20 protein-coding genes are annotated in these 20710 nt (G+C 66.5%); 17 read left to right on the top strand and 3 right to left on the bottom strand.

Annotated elements, in window-relative coordinates:
• The first annotated feature begins 4 nt into the window (after positions 1–4).
• From ACL58G_RS14080 to ACL58G_RS14145, 14 genes are all read left to right on the top strand, one after another.
• Positions 5–1528: an NADH-quinone oxidoreductase subunit M gene (locus ACL58G_RS14080; RefSeq protein WP_440967405.1), complete on the top strand. Its 1524-nt coding sequence runs from the start codon at positions 5–7 to the stop codon at positions 1526–1528.
• 20 nt (positions 1529–1548) lie between these two features.
• Complete coding sequence (gene nuoN, locus ACL58G_RS14085) at positions 1549–3075, top strand: NADH-quinone oxidoreductase subunit NuoN (RefSeq protein ID WP_413384413.1); 1527 nt, start codon at positions 1549–1551, stop codon at positions 3073–3075.
• A gap of 7 nt (positions 3076–3082) precedes the next feature.
• Entirely contained in the window at positions 3083–3403 is a 321-nt protein-coding gene (locus ACL58G_RS14090) for a DUF2818 family protein (protein ID WP_413337351.1), read from the top strand.
• Between the two features lie 52 nt (positions 3404–3455).
• Complete coding sequence (locus ACL58G_RS14095; RefSeq protein ID WP_440967408.1) at positions 3456–4013, top strand: NUDIX domain-containing protein; 558 nt, start codon at positions 3456–3458, stop codon at positions 4011–4013.
• A gap of 10 nt (positions 4014–4023) precedes the next feature.
• On the top strand, positions 4024–4716 hold the full coding sequence (locus ACL58G_RS14100; protein ID WP_440968035.1) for a hypothetical protein: 693 nt from the start codon (positions 4024–4026) through the stop codon (positions 4714–4716).
• A 10-nt stretch (positions 4717–4726) separates the two neighbouring features.
• A complete protein-coding gene (gene ispD, locus ACL58G_RS14105) occupies positions 4727–5431 on the top strand; it encodes a 2-C-methyl-D-erythritol 4-phosphate cytidylyltransferase (protein WP_413384417.1) in 705 nt (234 codons plus the stop codon).
• Between the two features lie 15 nt (positions 5432–5446).
• On the top strand, positions 5447–5959 hold the full coding sequence (gene ispF, locus ACL58G_RS14110; RefSeq protein WP_413384419.1) for a 2-C-methyl-D-erythritol 2,4-cyclodiphosphate synthase: 513 nt from the start codon (positions 5447–5449) through the stop codon (positions 5957–5959).
• Positions 5960–6137: 178 nt separating this feature from the next.
• On the top strand, positions 6138–7349 hold the full coding sequence (locus ACL58G_RS14115; protein ID WP_440967411.1) for an MFS transporter: 1212 nt from the start codon (positions 6138–6140) through the stop codon (positions 7347–7349).
• Positions 7350–7352: 3 nt separating this feature from the next.
• A complete protein-coding gene (locus ACL58G_RS14120) occupies positions 7353–7661 on the top strand; it encodes a hypothetical protein (protein WP_440967413.1) in 309 nt (102 codons plus the stop codon).
• Between the two features lie 69 nt (positions 7662–7730).
• Positions 7731–8285, top strand: coding sequence for an NADPH-dependent FMN reductase (locus ACL58G_RS14125; RefSeq protein WP_413384423.1), 555 nt, complete (start codon positions 7731–7733; stop codon positions 8283–8285).
• Positions 8275–8709 (top strand): VOC family protein, encoded by a 435-nt coding sequence (locus ACL58G_RS14130; protein ID WP_440967414.1) that lies wholly within the window; start codon positions 8275–8277, stop codon positions 8707–8709. The genes ACL58G_RS14125 and ACL58G_RS14130 overlap by 11 nt, the downstream gene beginning before the upstream one ends.
• Complete coding sequence (locus ACL58G_RS14135) at positions 8706–9611, top strand: ion transporter (RefSeq protein ID WP_413384427.1); 906 nt, start codon at positions 8706–8708, stop codon at positions 9609–9611. The genes ACL58G_RS14130 and ACL58G_RS14135 overlap by 4 nt, the downstream gene beginning before the upstream one ends.
• 84 nt (positions 9612–9695) lie before the next feature.
• Complete coding sequence (locus ACL58G_RS14140; RefSeq protein WP_413384429.1) at positions 9696–11609, top strand: two-component system response regulator; 1914 nt, start codon at positions 9696–9698, stop codon at positions 11607–11609.
• 186 nt (positions 11610–11795) lie between these two features.
• Positions 11796–12359, top strand: a complete 564-nt coding sequence (locus ACL58G_RS14145; protein ID WP_440967417.1) for a phasin family protein — start codon at positions 11796–11798, stop codon at positions 12357–12359.
• Positions 12360–12379: 20 nt separating this feature from the next.
• Here ACL58G_RS14145 and ACL58G_RS14150 read toward each other — a convergent pair whose 3' ends face one another.
• On the bottom strand, positions 12380–13603 hold the full coding sequence (locus tag ACL58G_RS14150; protein WP_440967419.1) for an acyltransferase family protein: 1224 nt from the start codon (positions 13601–13603) through the stop codon (positions 12380–12382).
• 342 nt (positions 13604–13945) lie between these two features.
• Here ACL58G_RS14150 and ACL58G_RS14155 point away from each other — a divergent pair, with 342 nt between their 5' ends.
• Both ACL58G_RS14155 and ACL58G_RS14160 read left to right on the top strand, forming a co-directional pair.
• Entirely contained in the window at positions 13946–16075 is a 2130-nt protein-coding gene (locus ACL58G_RS14155; RefSeq protein ID WP_440967421.1) for a hypothetical protein, read from the top strand.
• 44 nt (positions 16076–16119) lie between these two features.
• Positions 16120–17055 (top strand): SMP-30/gluconolactonase/LRE family protein, encoded by a 936-nt coding sequence (locus tag ACL58G_RS14160; RefSeq protein WP_440967423.1) that lies wholly within the window; start codon positions 16120–16122, stop codon positions 17053–17055.
• Between the two features lie 41 nt (positions 17056–17096).
• Here the strand turns inward: ACL58G_RS14160 and ACL58G_RS14165 are convergent, their stop codons facing one another.
• Positions 17097–18209 (bottom strand): Gfo/Idh/MocA family protein, encoded by a 1113-nt coding sequence (locus ACL58G_RS14165; protein ID WP_413337337.1) that lies wholly within the window; start codon positions 18207–18209, stop codon positions 17097–17099.
• Positions 18210–18375: 166 nt separating this feature from the next.
• Between ACL58G_RS14165 and ACL58G_RS14170 the strand changes: the two genes are divergently transcribed.
• A complete protein-coding gene (locus tag ACL58G_RS14170) occupies positions 18376–19983 on the top strand; it encodes a S53 family peptidase (protein ID WP_440967425.1) in 1608 nt (535 codons plus the stop codon).
• Position 19984: 1 nt separating this feature from the next.
• Here the strand turns inward: ACL58G_RS14170 and ACL58G_RS14175 are convergent, their stop codons facing one another.
• Positions 19985–20707 (bottom strand): LytR/AlgR family response regulator transcription factor, encoded by a 723-nt coding sequence (locus ACL58G_RS14175; RefSeq protein ID WP_440967427.1) that lies wholly within the window; start codon positions 20705–20707, stop codon positions 19985–19987.
• Positions 20708–20710 lie beyond the last annotated feature (3 nt).

A 20710-nucleotide genomic window follows, 5' to 3' on the forward strand; every position in this document is an offset into this window, starting at 1 on the left:
CAAGATGCAGTCTATTTCGACCTTTCCTCCTTACCTGAGCCTGTCCGTCTGGCTGCCGATCCTGTGCGGCGTCATCGTGCTGGCCGTCGGTCGCGACAGCCGCGCGGGCTTTACCCGCCTGCTGGCGCTGGCCGGTTCGATCATCAGCTTTTTGCCGACGATCCCGCTGTTCACGCAATTCAGCAACACGGCCCACGGCCCGCAGTTCGTGGAAAAAGCCGCCTGGATCTCGCGCTTCAACATCCAGTACTACCTGGGCATCGACGGCCTGAGCCTGTGGTTCGTGCCGCTGACCGCCTTCATCACGATCATCGTGGTGATCTCGGCCTGGGAAGTGATCCAGGAACGCGTGGCCCAGTACATGGGTTCGTTCCTGCTGCTGTCGGGCCTGATGATCGGCGTGTTCGTCGCGCTGGACGGCCTGCTGTTCTACTTCTTCTTCGAAGCCACGCTGATCCCGATGTTCATCATCATCGGTGTGTTCGGCGGCCCGAACCGTGTGTATGCGTCGTTTAAGTTCTTCCTGTACACGTTCATGGGCTCGCTGCTGACGCTGATCGCGATCATCTACCTGTACAACAAGTCGAACGGCAGCTTCGACATCCTGGCATGGCACAACCTGCAGCTGACGATGAAGGAACAGGTCCTGATCTTCGTGGCGTTCCTGATGGCGTTCGCCGTCAAGGTGCCGATGTGGCCGGTGCACACCTGGCTGCCGGACGCCCACGTGGAAGCGCCGACCGGCGGTTCCGTCGTGCTGGCCGCGATCATGCTGAAGCTCGGCGGCTACGGTTTCCTCCGATTCTCGCTGCCGATCGCGCCTGACGCATCGCACTACCTGGCCCCGCTGATCATCGTGCTGTCCCTGATCGCCGTGATCTACATCGGCCTGGTCGCGATGGTGCAGGTCGACATGAAGAAACTGGTCGCGTACTCGTCGATCGCCCACATGGGCTTCGTCACGCTCGGCTTCTTCATCTTCAACGAGATCGGCGTGCAGGGCGGTATCGTGCAGATGATCTCGCACGGCTTCGTGTCGGGCGCCATGTTCCTGTGCATCGGCGTGCTGTACGACCGCCTGCACTCGCGCCAGATCGCCGACTACGGCGGCGTCGTCAACGTGATGCCGAAGTTCGCCGCGTTCTCCGTGCTGTTCGCGATGGCCAACTGCGGCCTGCCGGCGACGTCGGGCTTCGTGGGCGAGTTCATGGTCATCCTGGGCGCCGTCAAGTTCAACTTCTGGACCGGCCTGCTGGCCGCCACCGCCCTGATCCTGGGCGCGGCGTACTCGCTGTGGATGGTCAAGCGCGTCGTGTTCGGCAAGATCGGCAACAAGCACGTGGCCGAACTGACCGACCTGAACGGCCGCGAGTTCTTCATGCTGGGCGTGCTCGCGATCCTGACCATCTACATGGGCCTGTATCCGGCGCCGTTCACCGACGCGATGCAGGTGTCGGTCGCGGACCTGCTGCAGCACGTGTCGGTCAGCAAGCTGCCGACGGCAGTCGCTGCCGTCGCCGCGCACTGAATTGAGGCACAAACAACGATATGAATCCGATGATTAACACCCAAGCCGTGCTGGCCGCCAACAACCTGGGGCCGGTCTCTGCAGAAATCTTCCTGGTCATCGCGTCCTGCGCCATCCTTCTGATCGACATGTTTCAGAAGGAAGGCAAGCGCACGCTGACCTACGCACTGTCGCTGCTCACGCTGGTGGGCTGCGCGGTGATCACCTACGCCGACTTCAAGGCCGGCACGACGACCTACACGTTCTACAACATGTTCGTGTCGGACCCGATGGCGAACCTGCTCAAGCTGTTCACCTACCTGGCCGTGGGCGTGACCCTCGTCTACTCGCGCCAGTACACCGCCGACCGCGGCATGATGTCGGGCAACATGGGCGGCGAGTTCTACGTGCTCGCGCTGTTTACGCTGCTGGGCCAGATGATCATGATCTCTGGTAACAACATGCTGCCGATCTACCTGGGCCTGGAACTGATGTCGCTGTCGCTGTACGCGCTGGTAGCGATGCGCCGCGACCACGCGATCTCGACCGAAGCCTCGATGAAGTACTTCATCCTGGGTTCGCTGGCGTCGGGCTTCATGCTTTACGGTATCTCGATGATCTACGGCGCCACCGGTTCGCTGGACATCACGACGATCGCCAAGCTGGTGTCGAGCAACGCCGCCAACCACACGATCCTCGTGTTCGGCCTCGTGTTCGTCGTGGCCGGCATGGCCTTCAAGCTGGGCGCCGTGCCGTTCCACATGTGGGTCCCGGACGTCTACCAGGGCTCGCCGACCGCCGTCACGCTGCTGCTGGGCGCCGCACCCAAGCTGGCATCGTTCGCGATGATGATCCGCATCCTGGTCGAAGGCCTGCTGCCGCTGGCGATCGACTGGCAGCAGATGCTGCTGGCGCTGGCCGTGCTGTCGCTGCTGGTGGGTAACCTGACCGCGATCGCGCAGACCAACCTGAAGCGCATGCTGGCCTACTCGACCATCGCGCAGCTGGGCTTCGTCCTGCTGGGCATGATGGCCGGCGTCGTCGGCACCCGCGATGCCACGAACGCCGCGAACATCGCCAACGCCTACAGCGCCTCGATGTACTACACGATCACCTACGTGCTGACCACGCTGGGCACCTTCGGCATCATCATGATGCTGGCGCGCTCGGGCCACGAAGCGGAAGAACTGGCCGACTTCAAGGGCCTGGCCAAGCGCAGCCCGTGGTACGCGCTCGTCATGACCGCCCTGATGTTCTCGCTGGCCGGCGTGCCGCCGATGATGGGCTTCATGGCCAAGTGGGCCGTGCTGGACGTCGTCGTCGGTTCGGGCCAGCTGTGGCTCGCGATCATCGCCGTGGCCGCGTCGCTGGTGGGTGCGTTCTACTACCTGCGCGTCGTGAAAGTCATGTGGTTCGACGAGGTGGCCGATGCGTCGCCGATCTCGACCCCGCTGGACATGCGCGTCGTGCTGTCGCTGAATGGCATCCTCGTCGTGATCCTGGGCATCCTGCCGGGCCCGCTGCTGGCGGCCTGCCTGTCGGCGATGTCCCTCACGCTGAAGTCGTAAGGCCACGGTGGACGCCTCCCTGGCCAGCTGGTTGGTGATCGCGGTCGCACTCGCGTTCGCCAACCTGCCGTTCCTCAACGAGAGCGTGCTCGGCTTCATTCCCGTGAAGCCGGCACTCAACAAGGCGCACGCGAAATACTTCGTCGTGCGCCTGCTCGAGCTGGTTGTTCTATACTTCGTCGTCGGCGCGCTGGCCCACGCCCTCGAATCCCGCATCGGTACCGCGTTCCCCCAGACCTGGGAGTTCTATGCGATCACCGCCTGCCTGTTCGTCGTGCTGGCCTTCCCAGGTTTCGTTTTAAGATATCTGCGCAAGCGCCGCGGCTGAGCACCAGCGTCCATGGCGCCGGTGCAAGAGTAACGATGTACCGGAGCCTTCCATGGACGACCACCTCAAAGAAACCAAAGTCGATGGCGCGATCGCCTACGACGGCAACTTCCTCAAAGTCTCGCGCGACCGCGTGAAACTCCCCGACGGCAAGATCACGCAACGCGAATACATCCGCCATCCCGGCGCCGTCGTGATCCTCGCGCTGTTCGACGACGGCCGCGTGCTGCTCGAACGCCAGTTCCGCTATCCGAACGACCAGGTCTTCATCGAATTCCCGGCCGGGAAGATCGACCCGGGCGAAGAGTCGCTCGCGTGCGCCAAGCGCGAGCTGGAAGAAGAGACGGGCTACACGGCCACCGACTGGCATTTCGTCTGCACGATCCACAACGCGATCGCGTATTCGGACGAGCACCTCGACCTGTTCCTCGCGCGCGGCCTGACGGCGGGCGACGCGAAGCTGGACGACGGCGAATTCCTCGAAACCTTCACGGCGACCATTCCCGAGATGCTGGAGATGGTGCAACGGGGCGACATCACGGATGTGAAAACCGTGATCGGCACGTTCTGGCTGGAGAAGATCGCCGCCGGCACCTGGACGCCGGCTTAGTTTGAAGCCTGTGCGCCCGGCCGCGCTCGGCTTGATGCTGCTCGCCTGGAGCGGCTTCGCCTCCGCGCGCACGCCGTTCGAGGCGAGCTGCGAAGCCGCGGCCCGGGATGCCGGCGCGACGTTCGCCACGCGCGAGAGCGGCTGGCGCGTCGACAACACGGTGTCCTACCGCGACCTGACGCGCATGAAACGGCCCGGCGTACGCAACGGCTACGTGCTGGGCCTCACGCGCACGGAGTCGCGCGTGGCGATCCAGGTCGACGGCACCCTGCTCACGGCGCCGGACGGCACGGCCGAATGCGTGATGCCGCGCGTCGCGGTGACCTTGTACTACCAGCCCATCGTCGTGTACGTCAGCCGTGAATTCGAACCGGACTCGTGTACGTATGACGAGATACTTGCGCACGAAATGCGCCATCTCAAGTCTTACCTGGACTATCTGCCGAAAGTGGAAGAGCGGGTGCGCGCACGCCTCGGCGGGCGTTTTGCCGGCAAACCGTTGTATGCGCGGACCGGCGAGTCGCGGACGCTGCTCCAGCGCGAAATCGACCGCAACTGGATGCCGTACATTAAGGCCGAGATGGGACGTGTCGAACGATTGCAGGCCGCGATCGACAGTCCCGCGGAGTACGCGCGTCTGAGCAAAGTTTGCCAAGGTGAGGTACAGTCTCTTATTGGATCGACAAGACGTTCCCGATCGTAGATTGAACAACATGACTCAAGCACCACGTTACTTCGCCCTGATTCCCGCCGCCGGTGTCGGCGCCCGGATGGGGGCCACGAGCCCCAAGCAGTACCTGAAAATCGGCGGCAAGCCCATGCTCAGGCACACGCTCGACGCATTCCTGTCCAGCGAGCTCATCGCACACACGTTCGTCGTCGTGAGCCCGGACGACCCCTGTATCGACGCCGTCGCGCCCAACCACGGCGTGACGGTCCTGCGCTGCGGCGGCGCCAGCCGCATGGAATCCGTGCGCAACGGCCTGGCCGTGCTCGCCAACACCCTGTCGCCCGCCGACTGGGTGCTCGTGCACGACGCCGCGCGTCCCGGCCTGACTGCCGAACTGATCGAAAAACTGATCACGGGCACGGGCGACCACCCGGCCGGCGGCCTGCTGGCGCTGCCGGTCGTCGACACGGTCAAGCGCTGCATCGACGGCGAAGCGGCCGGCACCGTGCCCCGCAACGGCTTGTGGCTCGCGCAGACCCCGCAGATGTTTCGCTACGAATTGCTGCGCGACGCGCTGGCGGCGGCTAAAGATCCGGATTCGATTACCGATGATGCTAGTGCGGTTGAAGCCCTCGGTTTGAGCCCCAAGTTGGTGGAAGGGCATCCCCGCAATCTCAAAGTGACATTGCCGGACGATATCCGGATCGCCGAGATGTACCTGGCAGTGTCCCAACCTGAATTCGTATAGCGTGTAAAGAACATCATGGCTCTCGCATCGTACAACCCGACCCCGCCGTTCCGCATCGGTACCGGCTATGACTGCCACGCCCTCGTCGAAGGGCGCAAACTGATCGTCGGCGGCGTCACCATCCCGCACCGGCTGGGCCTGCTCGGCCACTCGGACGCCGACGTGCTGCTGCATGCCATCATCGACGCCATGCTGGGCGCCGCCGGCCTCGGCGACATCGGCAAGCATTTCCCGGACACCGACCCGATGTTCGCCGGCGCCGACTCGCGCGTGCTGCTGCGCGAAGCGGCCAACCGCGTGCTGGGCACCGGCTACACCATCGGCAACGTGGACGCGACCATCATCGCGCAGCAGCCGAAGATGGCGCCGCACATCCCGCAGATGGTGTCGCGCATCGCCGAGGACATCGGCGCGTCGCCGCAGCAGGTGAACATCAAGGCCAAGACCAATGAAAAACTCGGTTTCCTCGGCCGCGAAGAAGGCATGGCGGCGCAGGCGACCGTGCTCCTGTTGAAGGCCGCTACCTGACGTTGGGTGGGCGATCGATGCCGGGGGCATCGATCGCGTGCCCACGCGGGGGGACGCGGTCCGCATGCCTTCGCGTGGGCACGTTCGTATGTGAGGCCCCCGGCCTCACATACCCCACCCTACGCAATTGGCGTTTCCGTTGTAACATCGTTGGTCTGACGATAACAACGGGGACGACATGACCACCACCACGCCACGTGCGGCCTGGACGCTGATCCTGGCGGCCAGCGCCATCCTGATGATCACGATGGCCGCGCGTCTCACGACGGGCCTGTTCCTGTCGCCGCTGAACACGGCGACGGGCCTCGGCATCGCGTCGATCAGCTTTGCCATGGCCGTCGGCCAGTTCATGTGGGGCGCGTCGCAACCCGTCTTCGGCGCCGTCGCCGACAAATACGGCGCCATGCCCGTCATCGTGCTGGGCGCCGTGCTGCTGGCCGGCGGCCTTGCCGCCACGCCGTTCGTGTCCACGCAATGGGGCCTGCTCGTCACCCTCGGCATCCTGTCCGCGAGCGGGGCGGGCGCGGGCAGCTTCTCGATCCTCATCGGCGCCACCGCGCAGCGCCTGCCGGCCGAGCGGCGTGCGTTCGCGTCCGGTTTCATCAACGCGGGCGGCTCGTTCGGCCAGTTCGTGTTCGCGCCGCTCGTCCAGTTCCTCATCGCGACCACCGGATGGATCACGGCGATGCTGGCGCTGGCCGCGACGAGCCTCCTCACCATCCCGCTCGCGTGGCCGCTGCGCGGCAAGCCGCCGGCGCAATCCGTCGTCGGCCATGGCGATCTCACTCTCGGCCGGCAGGTGCGCGATGCCATGCGCGACCGCAGTTATCTCTGCCTGCACGCCGGCTTTTTCACGTGCGGCTTCCACATCGCCTTCCTCGTCACCCATCTGCCGGGCGAGGTCGCGCTGTGCGGCTTGCCGGCGGGCGTCTCGGCGACGGCGCTGGGCCTCATCGGCCTCTTCAACATCGCGGGCTCGCTCGCGGCGGGCGCGCTGGCCCAGCGCTACCGCATGAAATGGCTGCTCGCGTTCACGTACGGCAGCCGCGCCGTCATCATCGCGGCTTACCTGCTGGCGCCGAAATCCGCGTGGACGTTCTACGTGTTCGCCGCCGCCCTCGGCTTCACATGGCTCGCGACGGTGCCGCCCACGGCGGGCCTCGTCGGCAAGCTGTTCGGCATGCGCTACCTCGCCACCCTGTTCGGCCTGACGCTGCTGTCGCACCAGATCGGCGGCTTTTTCGGCGCCTGGCTGGGCGGCCTCGCATTCGTGCACTTCGGCGACTACTCGTGGATGTGGTACGCGGACATCGCGCTGGCGCTGGCCGCCGCCGTCGTCAACCTGCCGATCCGCGAGGCGAAGCCGGCCCCCGCGGCCGTGGCGGCATAACGCATGGCGCGCGATCCCTGGGCCTACCGCGACGTGGCGGTCGAATCCGTGCCGGACCCGCGCACTGGCCGGCTGCGCATCAAGCCGATGGCGGGGCAGGCGTACGCGACGTCGATGCGCGTGCAGTGCGCAAGGACGCTGTCGGACCCCGGGCGCTATCCGGCCGGCACCCGGTTCCTCATCCGTGCCAGGCTGACCGACCGCGCGGGCGGGCCGCCGTTCCTGTATGCGTGGCATGGCGATCCGGTGCGCGTGCTGACGGCGCGCGAGGTGCGCTCGTTCCTGGACGAATACCGGCGCCGGCGTATCTGATCCGCACGGTCCGCCGAAAGTCGTTACACTCTGGGCATCATCCGACCCATCAAGACCGAAAGGACCGTCATGGCAACAAGGAAGATTGCAGTGCTCGTCGGCAGCCTGCGCCAGGAATCGTTTACGCGCAAGCTGGCCAAGAGCCTGATGCTGGCCGCACCGCCCACGCTCGAACTGGAGATCGTCGAAATCGGCGACATGCCGCTGTACAACCAGGATGACGAGACCGACACGCCGCCCGCCACCTGGACCGAGTTCCGCGGCCGCATCCGCGACGCCGACGGCGTCCTGTTCTGCACGCCGGAATACAACCGGTCGCTGCCCGCCGTCCTGAAGAATGCCATCGACGTCGGCTCGCGCCCGTACGGCCAGGCCGCGTGGACGGGCAAGCCGTGCGCGGTCGTGTCCAACTCGCCGGGCGCGCTGGGCGGCTTCGGCGCCAACCACGCCTTGCGCCAGTGCCTCGTCTTCCTCAACATGCCATGCATGCAGTCGCCGGAAGCGTACCTCGGCGGCGTCGGGAGCAAGTTCGACGGCGACACGCTGACGGACGAGGGCCTGAAAACCTTCCTGCAGCAGTTCATGGAGTGTTTTGCGACGTGGGTGGAGCGCCATGCCGACTGATGCCGTAAAAAGTCCGATCGCGATCCGCGAAATCGATCACATCGTGCTGCGCGTGGCGGATCTCGCGCGCATGCTGGCCTTCTACGGCGACGTGCTGGGCTGCCGCGAAGTGCGGCGCCAGGACGAGATCGGCCTCGTGCAGCTGCGCGCCGGCAGTTCGATGGTCGACCTGATCCCGATCTCCGGCAAGCTGGGCGCGGCGGGCGGCGCGGCACCCGGCAGGGAGGGGCGCAACGTCGATCACTTCTGCTTCCGCGTCGAGCCGTTCGACGAAGACGCGATCCGCGCCCACCTGGCCGCGCACGGCATCGAGGCGGGGCCGGCCGCGTCGCGCTTCGGCGCCGAGGGAGAAGGCCCGTCCATCTACCTGTCGGACCCGGAGGGCAACATGATCGAGCTGAAGGGGCCGCCCACCGCGCCATGAGGCAGGAAGACGATAGCGCGCCACCGTATGTGTCGCAGGCGCCGGTCGCCTACGGCAAGCCGCCGCCCGGGTGGCGGCGGCACATGTACGACGTCATCTTCGAGGCCGACACCCCGGCCGGGCGGCGCTTCGACATCGCCCTTGTGTGCGCCATCCTCCTCAGCATCCTCGTCGTCGTGCTGGACAGCGTGCCGCGGCTGCACCGCGATCACGCCGACCTGCTGAACGCGTTCGAATGGGGCTTCACGGCGCTGTTCACGGTGGAATACGTGGCGCGCCTCGTGTGCGTGCAGCGGCCGTGGCGCTATGCCGGCGGCTTCTACGGCGTGATCGACCTGCTGGCCGTGCTGCCGTCGTATTTCTCGTTGCTGATGCCGGGCACGGAGCTGCTCCTCGACATCCGCATCCTGCGCCTGCTGCGCGTGTTCCGCATCTTCAAGCTGACCCTGTACATCGAGGAATACACGCGCCTGGGCGAAGCGCTCGCCGCCAGCCGGCGCAAGATCCTCGTGTTCCTGTCCGTCGTGCTGATGGCGATCCTGATCCTCGGCACCGTCATGTACGTCGTCGAGGGACCGAAGAACGGCTACACGAGCATCCCCGTCGCGATGTACTGGGCGACCGTCACCATGACGACCGTCGGGTATGGCGACATCACGCCGCACACCAACCTGGGCAAGGCGATCGCCTCGTTCATGATGCTGATGGGGTGGGGCATCCTCGCCGTGCCGACCGGGATCGTGACGGCCGAGATGACGCTGCGCCGCGGCGATCGGCGGACCGGGCCGTTGCGCGCGGCCCTGCATTGTCCAGCGTGCGGCAGCGGCGGCCACGACGCCACCGCCCGGTTCTGCAAGGATTGCGGGACGGCGCTGCCGGCGCACCACGCTGGCGCAAAATGAGGGTTGCTCTAATGTTAGAATCAGATAGAATCGTCATTACAGTGCAAGTCCCCGCGAATCGATGGACCAGTGGACGGAACCGATATGACGACTTCTGTCGCGCCCCAGGACGTGGGCACCCCGACCGTCCTGATTGTCGACGATACGCCGGCCAACGTGGGCATCCTCGTCGAGTATCTCGAGGGGCGCCAGGTGCGGGTGGCGGTCGCGCAGGAAGGCGAGGAGGGCCTGGCCCGCGCGGAATTCGTGCAGCCGGACCTGATCCTGCTCGACGTGATGATGCCCGGCATGGACGGTTTCGAGACGTGCCGGCGCCTCAAGGCGTCCCCGCGTACGCGCGACATCCCCGTGATCTTCATGACGGCGCTGTCCGAGACCCACGACAAGGTCGCCGGCTTCGCGGCGGGCGGCGTCGACTACGTCACCAAACCATTCCAGATCGATGAAGTGTGGGCGCGCGTCACGACCCACCTGGCACTGCGCAGCGCGCAGAAGCGCCTGGCCGAACAGAACGCGCAGCTGCGGCGCGCCGAAGCCGAGCTGCTGGCCGCCAATGATCTCCTCGAACAGCGCGTGGCCGAGCGCACCGCGGAGCTGGTCCGGACCAACGCCAGGCTGGAACAGAAGATCGCCGACTACAACCAGGCGGAGCGGCGCATCGACTACATGGCGCACCACGATGCCCTGACGGGGCTGCCCAACCGCCTGCTGCTGGAAGACCGGGTCAACCAGGCGATCGCCCAGGCGCGGCGCCACCAGGACGAGATGGTCGCGCAGCTGCACATCGACCTGGACCACTTCAAGACCATCAACGATTCCCTCGGCGAGCGGATCGGCGACCGCCTGCTGCAGGCCGTCGCCTCGCGCCTGCAGCAATGCACGCGCGAGGGCGACAGCCTCGGCTGCCTGGGCGGGAACGCGTTCGGCATCTGCCTCGCGGCCCTGCGGTGCAGCAACGATGCCGCGCTCGTGGCGGGCAAGATCCTCGAGACCCTGAGCCGCCCATTCCACGTCGAAGACCACGAACTGCACGTCAGCGCCAGCATCGGGCTGGGCCTGTATCCGTCCGACGGCAGCGACGCATCCGCGCTGCTGCGCGCGGCCAATGCCGCCATGTACCAGGCCAAGCAGAAGGGCCGCAACACGTACCAGTTCTTCACGCCGGCCCTGCACGAAGCGGCGAAGCGGCGCATGGCGGCGACCAGCCAGCTGCGCCAGGCGCTCGCCCACGACGAGTTTTCCGTGTACTACCAGCCGCAGGTCGACATGGAGAGCGGCCGGATCTTCTCGGCCGAAGCGCTGCTGCGCTGGACGCCGCCCGGCAAGGCGGCCCGCTCCTGCGCGGAATTCATCGCCATCGCCGAAGAAACCGGCATCATCGTGCCGATCGGCGAATGGGTGCTGCGCCAGGCCTGCGCGCAACTGAGGCGCTGGCGCGACGGCGGCCATCCGGACATGCGGATCGCCGTCAACCTCTCGGCGCGCCAGTTCACCCAGGCCAACCTGACGGAGTTCGTGGCCCAGGTGCTGCGCGACACGGGCGTCCCCGCCGACGCGCTCGAACTCGAGCTGACGGAAAGCCTGACGATGCAGCCCAGCGACGACAACCTCGACGTGATGCGCCGCCTGAGCGCCATGGGCGTGCAACTGTCCATCGACGACTTCGGCACCGGCTATTCCAGCCTCGCCTACCTGCAGAACTTCCCCATCCACGCGCTCAAGATCGACCGCTCGTTCGTCATCGGGATCAACGAGCAGGCGCACGACGCCGCGATCGTCACGGCGATCATCGCAATGGCGCACAGCCTGCACCTGAACCTGATCGCCGAAGGCGTCGACAGCCCCGAGCACGTCTCCTTCCTGACGGCGCACGGCTGCCTGGCCGCGCAGGGCTATTACTACAGCCAGGCGGTGCCGGCGGACGCGATGACGCGGTTGCTCGACCAGAGAAACCTGACGCCGAACGGGGGCGCCAGGATGGGTGCGATTGCGCGCTAGTCTGTCTCATGAGTACAGGAACTTGGACCGATGCAAAGATCGGACCGACATTCGCTACTTCAGGCCGACAAGCCCGGCACGATTAGCCCAGATCAAAGGTAATCAGCCTCGCGCCCTTAGTCTGTGAGCTTCGCGCCGCGGCGCCTGCTGCGGCTCGTTCAACCCAAAACTTTGCGAGGCAAAACCATGTATCCATTTCCACAAACGATCGCCCCGGCGGTGCGCACCCACATCGACGCCCAGACCGCGTTCCTGAATGACATGTCGAAGTCGCTGTTCAGCTCATTCCAGCAAATGTGCGACCTGAACATCCAGCTCATGCAGACGATGCTGGAAGAAACGACCCTGGCCAGCAAGCACGTGTTGAGCGCCGACCGTCAGTCCGAGCTGCTGAGCGCGGCCACGGCGCGCACGCAGCCCACGACGGAAAAGCTGCGCGCCTACCAGCAGCACATCGCGCGCCTGGCGGCCGACTCCCAGGTCGAGCTGGCTCGCGTCACGGAGCAGCACGTGCAGAACACCACCCGCACCGCGCGCGCCCTGGCGGACGAGGTGGCGCGCGACGCCACCGAGCAGACGGAGCGTGGCCTGCGCGCCCAGCAGGAAACCGTGCGCCAGTTCAGCGATCCATTCATGCGGCCGGGCAACGGTGCCGCCCAGCCGCACGCATCGGGCAGCACGGGCCAGACGCAGCAAATGCCGCCGAGCCAGCAGCAGGGCAGCAAGGACCAGCGCGCCGCCGCGCACTGACCCGGCGCAGTTCCCGGACCTTACACGCTGCGCCCGGCCACCGGGTGCGGCGCGGCGATGTCGTGTGCAGCCTGGGCCGCGGTCCGGATGCGCGGCCCGAGCCCGAACAGCGGACGGAGCAACGGCACCCGGCGCACGATCTCGAAGCCGGCGAAGCTGAGCACCGTCACGAGCACGACGAGCAGCACGGCTTCCAGGCCCGGCGCAAGGTGCAGCGGTTTCGACGCATGGGCCAGGACGACGATCAGCGTCTGGTGCAGGATGTAGACGGGGAACACGGCCTCGGTCAGGTAACGCCGGGCGGGGCCGTCGCGGTCCAGGTGGCGCCGGGCAAAGCCGCAGGCCGCCAGGATCGCGCTCCACGCCAGCAGCGCGTAATTGGCGCGCATCGGCTTGGCGAGCAGTTCCCAGCGCGTGCCGTCGATGCCGCCGGCGTTGTCCAGCGCGATCCACAGCATGAGGAGGGCCCAGCCGGCGAGGGCCAGCGCGAGACACGTCCAGCGCAGCGCCGCGACACGGGACCAGAAGTCGGGAACGCGCGCCATCAGGGCGCCAAGCAGGAAGACCGGCAGATACGTCGCATGGTTGGTCCAGTCGTCCACGAGCGCGTGGGTGACGGGAAAACGGTTCAGCATCAGGATGCGCACCAGCGCCAGCACGGCCGCCGGCAGCACGATGATCTTCCAGCCCTCGAGCACGCGGCCGAGCAGGGCGGCGAGACGGTCGAAGCGCGGACCCAGGGCCAGCACGACGAGCGCGAGGACGGCCGTATAGGCCCACAGGTAGGCGACGAACCACAGGTGGTTCCAGGTCGGCAGGATCAGGCAGCCGTCCTGGCAGAAGCCGTGATAGCCGCGCACGTACAGCCGCATGAAGTCGGCGTAGCTGCCCGCATAGCCGAGCTTCTCGACGACTTCGAGATACGGCTGCGGCGGCACGATGACGAGCATGCCGAACACCAGGGGGATCAACAGGCGCCAGCTGCGCTTGCGCAGGAAGGCGAGGGGCCGCAGCTTCGCCAGCATGACGCTGGACGCGACGCCGGACACGAGGAACAGCAGCGCCAGCCGCCACGGCGACGACAGCATCATGAAAGGCTCGAGCGTGGTGCCGGCGTGCGGGCTCTTCACGTGCCAGCCCCACGTCACGTAATACATGCCGACGTGATACAGGATCAGCAGGAAGAAGGCGATGATGCGTACCCAGTCGAGGAAGTGATGGCGCGGTAGATGGCGAGTGTTCATGGCGGATCGTCGTCGGTTGGTCGATGAAATTAACGACGTCAGACTAGATCGGCGCAGGTCGCGATGCGAGCGGATTGTGGCGAGGCGGGAGCCGGGTGGGGCGGGCCGGGCGGATGAAAAAAAAAGCCCGCTTGCGGCGGGCTTGAATCTATTTTCTTGGAGGAAGATAGAGGAGACGGTTCGGAGTATGCGGGGACACAAGAAATAAATCCAATTTGATTTTCAGATATCGATCATACAAATTTGGAATAATATGGCCGAGATAATTGGTGATGTTTGAGCGCATACGTACGTTCTAGAATGGAATGCTGTATTGCAAGCATTTAATTCCTGCTCCCGCTCATGACAACCACTCTCCTCGGCCGCGCCCTGTCCATCCTGTTCCTGGCGATGCCGCTGGCGCAAGCCGGCAACATCAACGATCTCGTCGACCAGAGCTGGATCGAAATCGACAGCCCGCATTTCCGGGTCGTCACCGACCAGCCGGAAGACGTTGCGCGCCACATGATCGTCGACCTGGAAAACTTGCGATACATCTCGAACCGCGTGCGCGGTGCGCAATCGCTGGACGGGCCGCCGCTGACGATCGTCGCGATGGGCCGGAGCAGCTTCGCGACGCTGGGGCTGCCCCGGAACATGGCCGGGGTGTTCCAGTTGTCGCGCCTTGGTTACGCGGCCGTCGCCAGGATCGAGGATTACGTCACGTCGGCGGCGGCAAGCGACGTGTCGCGCGCGATCATCCTGCATGAATACCACCATTTCCTCCTGCACTATTCGCCCGAAACGACGGCGTATCCGCGCTGGTACGACGAAGGGATGTCGGAGTACTGGTCGTCGCTGGTCATCCAGGACGGCATGGCATGGTTCGGCCATCCGGTGGAAGGCAGCCATCGCGAGGACTGGCTGGCCGACCGGACGGGCCGGATCAATCTCGATACCAAATGGCTGTTCAACACGAACAAACTTTCCTACGACAACAGCACGCGGGCCGGCAAGATCGACATGGCCCGCTTTTATGCCTGCGCGAAGTACGCGATCCACTACTTCAATTCGAGCCCCGAATTGCGCAGGCAACTCGCGCACTACCTGCGCCTGCATAACATGGGGCTGTCCGAAGACCAGGCCGTGCGCATCGCTTTCAAGAAGTCGTACGAGGAACTCGATGTCGACATGCGGCGCTACGTGGAGCGCCGCATGATGGCCCGCGGATTCTCGACCGGAAAGGATGGGCTCGACCTGCCGCAAGTCCAGGTGAAGGTCACGAAGCTCGACCGTCCCGCGACCTACGCCGTCCTGGCCGACGTGGTGCCCCGCTTCGCGAAGCGCGACGCCAACATGGTGCGGGAACTGGTCGAGACGAATCTCAAGCTCCATCCGGACGATCCGAAGGCGACCATCCTTGCCGTCAATCGCCGCGTCGTCGACGACGGCATGGCGCGTCTGGATGCGTTGCTGAAACGCTACCCGAACGATGCAAGCCTGCTCGCCACGCGCGCCGAAGGCCTGGACATGGCGGCGGCCGCGATGCACGACACCGGCGTGCCCGGCTGGGAAGCGCCGCTGAAGGAGGCGCGCGACCTGGCCCGGCGCGCGATCACGGCGGACCCGTCCAATCCGCTGGCCTACTTTACCCTGGGCCATGTGTACAAGCTTGCACCCGACATCGGACCGGTTCAGGAAGGTATCGCCGGCCTGGACACCCTCGTCATCTACGAGCCGACGCCCGGCAGTCTGCGCGCGCTGGCGCACCTCTACCTGCGCAACAAGCAGTTGCCGGAAGCGGTCAAGAGCATCCGCAGCGCCGTCGCGTTCGATGCGGCGGGCAAGAACCCGCTCGACGCGTTGTTGATGGAAAACCTGGAACTCGTCGCCGACATGGCCTCCAGTGCGACGCCGGACGGCAAGGGATTGCGCTACGCGAGCGGCGCCGTCTACGAAGGCCCGGTCGCCGGCGGCAAACCGGACGGGAAGGGCAAGTGGCTGCGTCCGGATGGCAGTTATTACGAAGGCGACTTCGTGCGGGGCCAGCCGTCGGGACACGGCAAGCTGGCGAGCGAGCGGGGCGTCGCGTACGAGGGAGCGTTTGCGGCGGGCATGGCCCATGGCACCGGGCGCATCAGTTTCCCGGCCGGCGGCAAGATGGTCTCGTACGAAGGCGGCGTCGAGGATGCCGTACCATCCGGCCGCGGGGTCCTCGTGACGAAGGAAGGGCGGCTGGAAGCCACGTTCGTGAAGGGCGAGGCGCACGGCGACGGCGTGTTCGTGCCTGCCCACGCCGCGCCCATGCGCGGCACATGGCACTACGGCGCGTACCAGTGGCCGGTGGCCGACAAGCTCGTGTTCGTCGGCGGCATCGATGGCGAAGGGCGGCGCCACGGCCTGGGCTGGTGCCGGGCGGATGCCTCGCCGCAGATCGACCTGTGCCGCTACAAGGAGGATCGCAAGATTGCGTTGGACACGGAAGGCGATTGAAGCGCTACAATCAATTTCTCCGACCATCGAACGAAAGGCTTTCCATGCAAGCGCGCACCGTCCTCGCCCTCCCTGGCCTCCTGCTGGCCCTGTCGTATGCGGCAAGCAGCCACGCCGCGTCCGCCTGCGGCACGGCACCGACCGGCGAACTGCGCGCGGAACGCGTCGCGAGCGTCAAGCCGTCGCGCACCGGGGCCGGCCTGTACGAAGGCCCCGTGTGGATCAAGGACGCGCTGTATTTTTCCGATTTCGGCCTCGGACCCGGCTTCCCGTCGCGCATCCGCAAGCTGGCGGCGGACGGCACGGTGACGACGGTGGTGGAGGACAGCGGCAGCAACGGCCTCGCCGTCGATGCCCACGGCGACCTCGTCGCGGCCACGCACAAGTACAAGGCGCTGTCCCGCTATGCCATCGCGGACGGCAAGCGCACGACACTGGCCGCGGAATATAACGGCCAGGTGTTCGACTCGCCGAACGACATCGCCATCGCGAAAGATGGCACGATCTATTTCACGGACCCGGATTACCAGAAGGCGGCGGCGCCTGGCGGGCAGCCCGTCACGGGCGTCTATCGCGTGGGCACGGACGGCAGGATCACGCTCGTGGACGGCAGCCGGCCGAATCCGAACGGCGTCTCGCTGTCGCCCGCCGGCGACGTGCTGTACGTGAACGCGGGCGACGGCTTCCTGCGCGCCTACCCGATCGTGAACGGCGTGCCGGGACAGGGGAAAGACATCGTCAATGGGCTCGACATCCCGGACGGCATGGCCGTCGATTGCCACGGCAATATCTACGTGACCGAGCACCCGGCCAGGCGGGTGCGCGTGTTCTCGCCGCAGGGGAAACAGCTGGCGACGATCCGCACGGATGCCAACGTGACGAATGCCGCGTTCGGCGGCGCCGACGGCAAGACCCTGTTCCTGACGGGCGCCGGCGCCGTGTGGCAGATCCGGTTGGACGTCACCGGATCGCCGTACTGACAGACGCGGTGCGCGTGCAGTCGCACGCGCACGTGATGGCGTCAGGCCTTCAGCACGATGCGCTTCTGCTCGCGCGCCGACTGGTAGATCGCCTCGATGATGCGCAGGTCGCGCAGGCCTTCCTCGCCGCCGACGATCGGCTCGCGGTTCTGCAGCACGCATTGCGCCATGTGGTCCAGCTGGCCGGCCCATTGGGTGGCGCCGGGACCCGGCGGCGGCGTGACTTCCTTGTCGCGGCCATTGCCGCCGACCCACATCCGGTTGCCCTGGTAGCCGGTCGCCGGTTCCATCTCGATGCGGCCTTTATCTCCCACCAGCAGGATGTGGTTCTGGTTGGCGCTGTACATCGACTGGCATGAGCCGATCACGCCGGACGGGAATTCCAGTTGGAAGCCGATCATGTCTTCGACCTCGCGGAAGCGCGGGTCCTTGCGGTCCGTCGTTTCCTGGGCATAGACGGCGGTCGGTTCCTCGCCCGTCATGTAGCGCGCCGCGTTGAGGGCGTAGATGCCGATGTCCATCATCGAGCCGCCGCCCGCCAGCGCCTTTTTCAGGCGCCATGCATTCGGATCGCGGAAGTTGAAGCCGTGTTCCGAGCGGAAATAGCGCAGCTTTCCGATCTCGCCGGCGCGCGCGATGCGGCGCGCTTCCAGGTTGTACGGTTCGAAGTGGCAGCGGTAGCCGATCATCAGCTTCTTGCCCGCCTGGCGGCACGCCGCGATCATCGCTTCGCATTCGGCCGACGACACGGCCATCGGCTTTTCGCACAGCACGTGCTTGCCGGCCTTGGCCGCGCGGATCGTGTACTCGGCATGCATCGAGACGGGCAGGCAGACGTAGACGATGTCGATGTCCGGGTTGTTGCGGATCTCGTCGTAGTTCTGGTAGTTGTAGAGGTTCTTTTCCGGAACGCCGTATTCCTGCGCCACGCGCTTCGCCTTGGCGGCATCGCCGCTGACCAGCGCGACGAGCTTGCTGTTCTTGCAGTTCTTGAATTGCGGGATGATGATGCCCAGGCCATAGGAGCCCAGCCCGACGATCGCATAGCCGAGCTTGCGATCGGGCGGGGCCGCCCATGCCATGTCACCCACCGCGCCCGCCGCCAGCGCGCCGCCGGCGGCAAGGACCAGACCTCGCCGATTCCTGTCGATCATCACGTCTCCTTTGTTATCGATGTTAGCGCTCACAGTCGCGTTCTTATTTTAATACGAATGCACGGGCTCGCCCACAATTGGCGTTCATCAATAATCAACTCGCCCCGACGCGCACACTGGCAGATGGTGCCCGGACCGGCCGGGCCATCTTCCAGCGAGGTGAATCATGGTCAAACTCCAGGGCAGCGTGCCCGCAACCAGTGCCGACATGCGGTCCCTCGGGCCGGCGCCGGACGACGAACGCATCGACGTCACCGTCTTCGTGCGCCGCCGCGCGCCGCTCGCACCCCATTCGCTCGACGCGAAACCGGGGCAGCGGCGCTATCTCACGCGCGCCGAATTCGCCGCGCAGCACGGCGCCAGCGATGCCGATCTCGACGCCGTCGCCGCGTTCGCGCAGCGCGCCGGGCTCGTCGTCGTCGAACGCCGGCCGGCCGCGCGCAGCATCGTCCTGTCCGGCACGGCGGGCCAGGTGACCGCCGCGTTCGGCACGGCAATCGAGCGGGTCGAGCACGCGGCCGGGATCTCGCGCCGCCGCACCGCGCCCGTGCACGTGCCGCCCGAGCTGGACGGCATCGTCGAAGGCGTGTTCGGCATCGACGACGTCCCCATCGCACGGCCCCATTTCAAGTTCTCCAAAGAATCCGAGCAAGCCGCGATGCTGGCCTCGATATCGCCGGGCGCCGCGCCGTTCGACGCGCAGGCTGCATCCGGCTTCACGGGCATCGACATGGCGAAGCTGTACGACTTTCCGACCGGTCTGGACGGCAGCGGCCAGTGCATCGCCATCATCGAACTGGGCGGCGGCTACCGCAGCGCCGACCTGAAAGCCTATTTCAAGAGCCTCGGCCTGGCGGCGCCGCATGTGACGGCCGTGTCCGTCGACGGCGGCAAGAACAGCCCGTCGCTGCCGTGGAGCGCCGATGCCGAGGTCATGCTGGACATCGAGGTCGCGGGCGCCGTCGCGCCGAAGGCCAACATCGCCGTGTATTTCGCGCCGAACAGCGAGCAGGGCTTCGTCGATGCGATCGCGGCCGCCGTCCACGACGACGTGCGCAAGCCGTCCGTGATCTCGATCAGCTGGGGCGCGCCGGAATCGGAATGGACGGACCAGGGCCTGGCCGCGATGGACCAGGCGTTCGAGGCCGCGGCCGCGCTGGGCGTGACGGTGTGCTGCGCGGCGGGCGACGCCGGCGCGCACGACCAGAACCCGCAGAACGGCACGCCGGACGGCCTCGCGCATGCGGACTTCCCCGCGTCGAGCCCGTACGTGCTGGGCTGCGGCGGCACGCGCCTGACGGTCAGCGGCCACACCATCACCAGCGAGACCGTGTGGAATGACGACCCTTCCACCAGCGCGACGGGCGGCGGCGTCAGCGACAAGTTCGCGCTGCCGTCCTGGCAGGCGGATGCGCGCGTGCCGGCGTCGATCAACCCGGGCGGACGCGTCGGGCGCGGCGTGCCGGACGTGGCCGGCAATGCGTCCCCGGCGACGGGCTACCGGGTGCGGGTCGACTTCCTGACGACCACGATCGGGGGCACGAGCGCCGTGTCGCCGCTGTATGCGGGGCTTGTCGCGCTGCTGAACCAGAAGCTGCCGCAGCACGTGGGATGGCTCAATCCGCTGCTGTACGGCCCGCTGGCGGGCAGCGGCGCGCTGCGCGACATCACGAGCGGCGACAACGGCGGTTATGCGGCCGGGGCGGGCTGGGATGCGTGCACGGGCTGGGGCGTGCCCGTCGGCTCGACACTGCTGGCCGCGCTGGAGGCCTGATTCAAGCCGGATTCAACCGCGCCATCACGTCGGCGCGGTACTGGCGGCTGCACGGCACCCGTGCGCCGCCGCGCAGCAGCAATTCGCCGTCGCCCTTGTCCAGGGCGACCACCTGTTCGATCCAGCCCACTTGCACGGCGGCGCGCCGGTGACAGCGAATAAAGCCGGCACCGAGCCGGTCGACGAGGCCGGCCAGCGTCTGGCGCAACAGCGGGCTGCCCGCGGCCGTGTGCAGCACGACGTAGTTGTCGGCCGTCTCGATCCACTGGATGTCCGCGACGCGCACGACACGCGTGACGCCGCGTTCACTCACAAGCAATTGCTCGAGCGGCGCGGGCGGCAGCGCGGCCGGCTGGCCGTCGGCGCCGGCCGCCAGCTTCCGGCGCAAGCGCGCCAGCGCGCGTGCGAGGCGGTCGCCATCGTAGGGCTTCAGCAGGTAATCGATGGCGTCGCAGTCGAACGCCTGGCACGCGTAGCGTTCGTACGCCGTCACGAACACGACGAGCGGCGCCGGTTCCGGCAGGGATGCCGCCAGTTCGATGCCGGACAGCTCGGGCATTTCGATGTCGAGCAGCAGCGCGTCCGGGCGAAAACTTGCAATCCGCTCCAGCGCATCGATGCCGTCGGCCGCTTCCTCGACGGCCGTGATGCCGTCCTGCTGCGCGAGCAGGTGGCGCAATTTTAGGCGCGCGGGGCGCTCGTCGTCGACGATCAGCAGACGCATACG

It is taken from the genome of Massilia sp. GER05, assembly GCF_052056005.1.
In the GTDB taxonomy this organism is placed as follows: domain Bacteria; phylum Pseudomonadota; class Gammaproteobacteria; order Burkholderiales; family Burkholderiaceae_D; genus Telluria; species Telluria orientalis.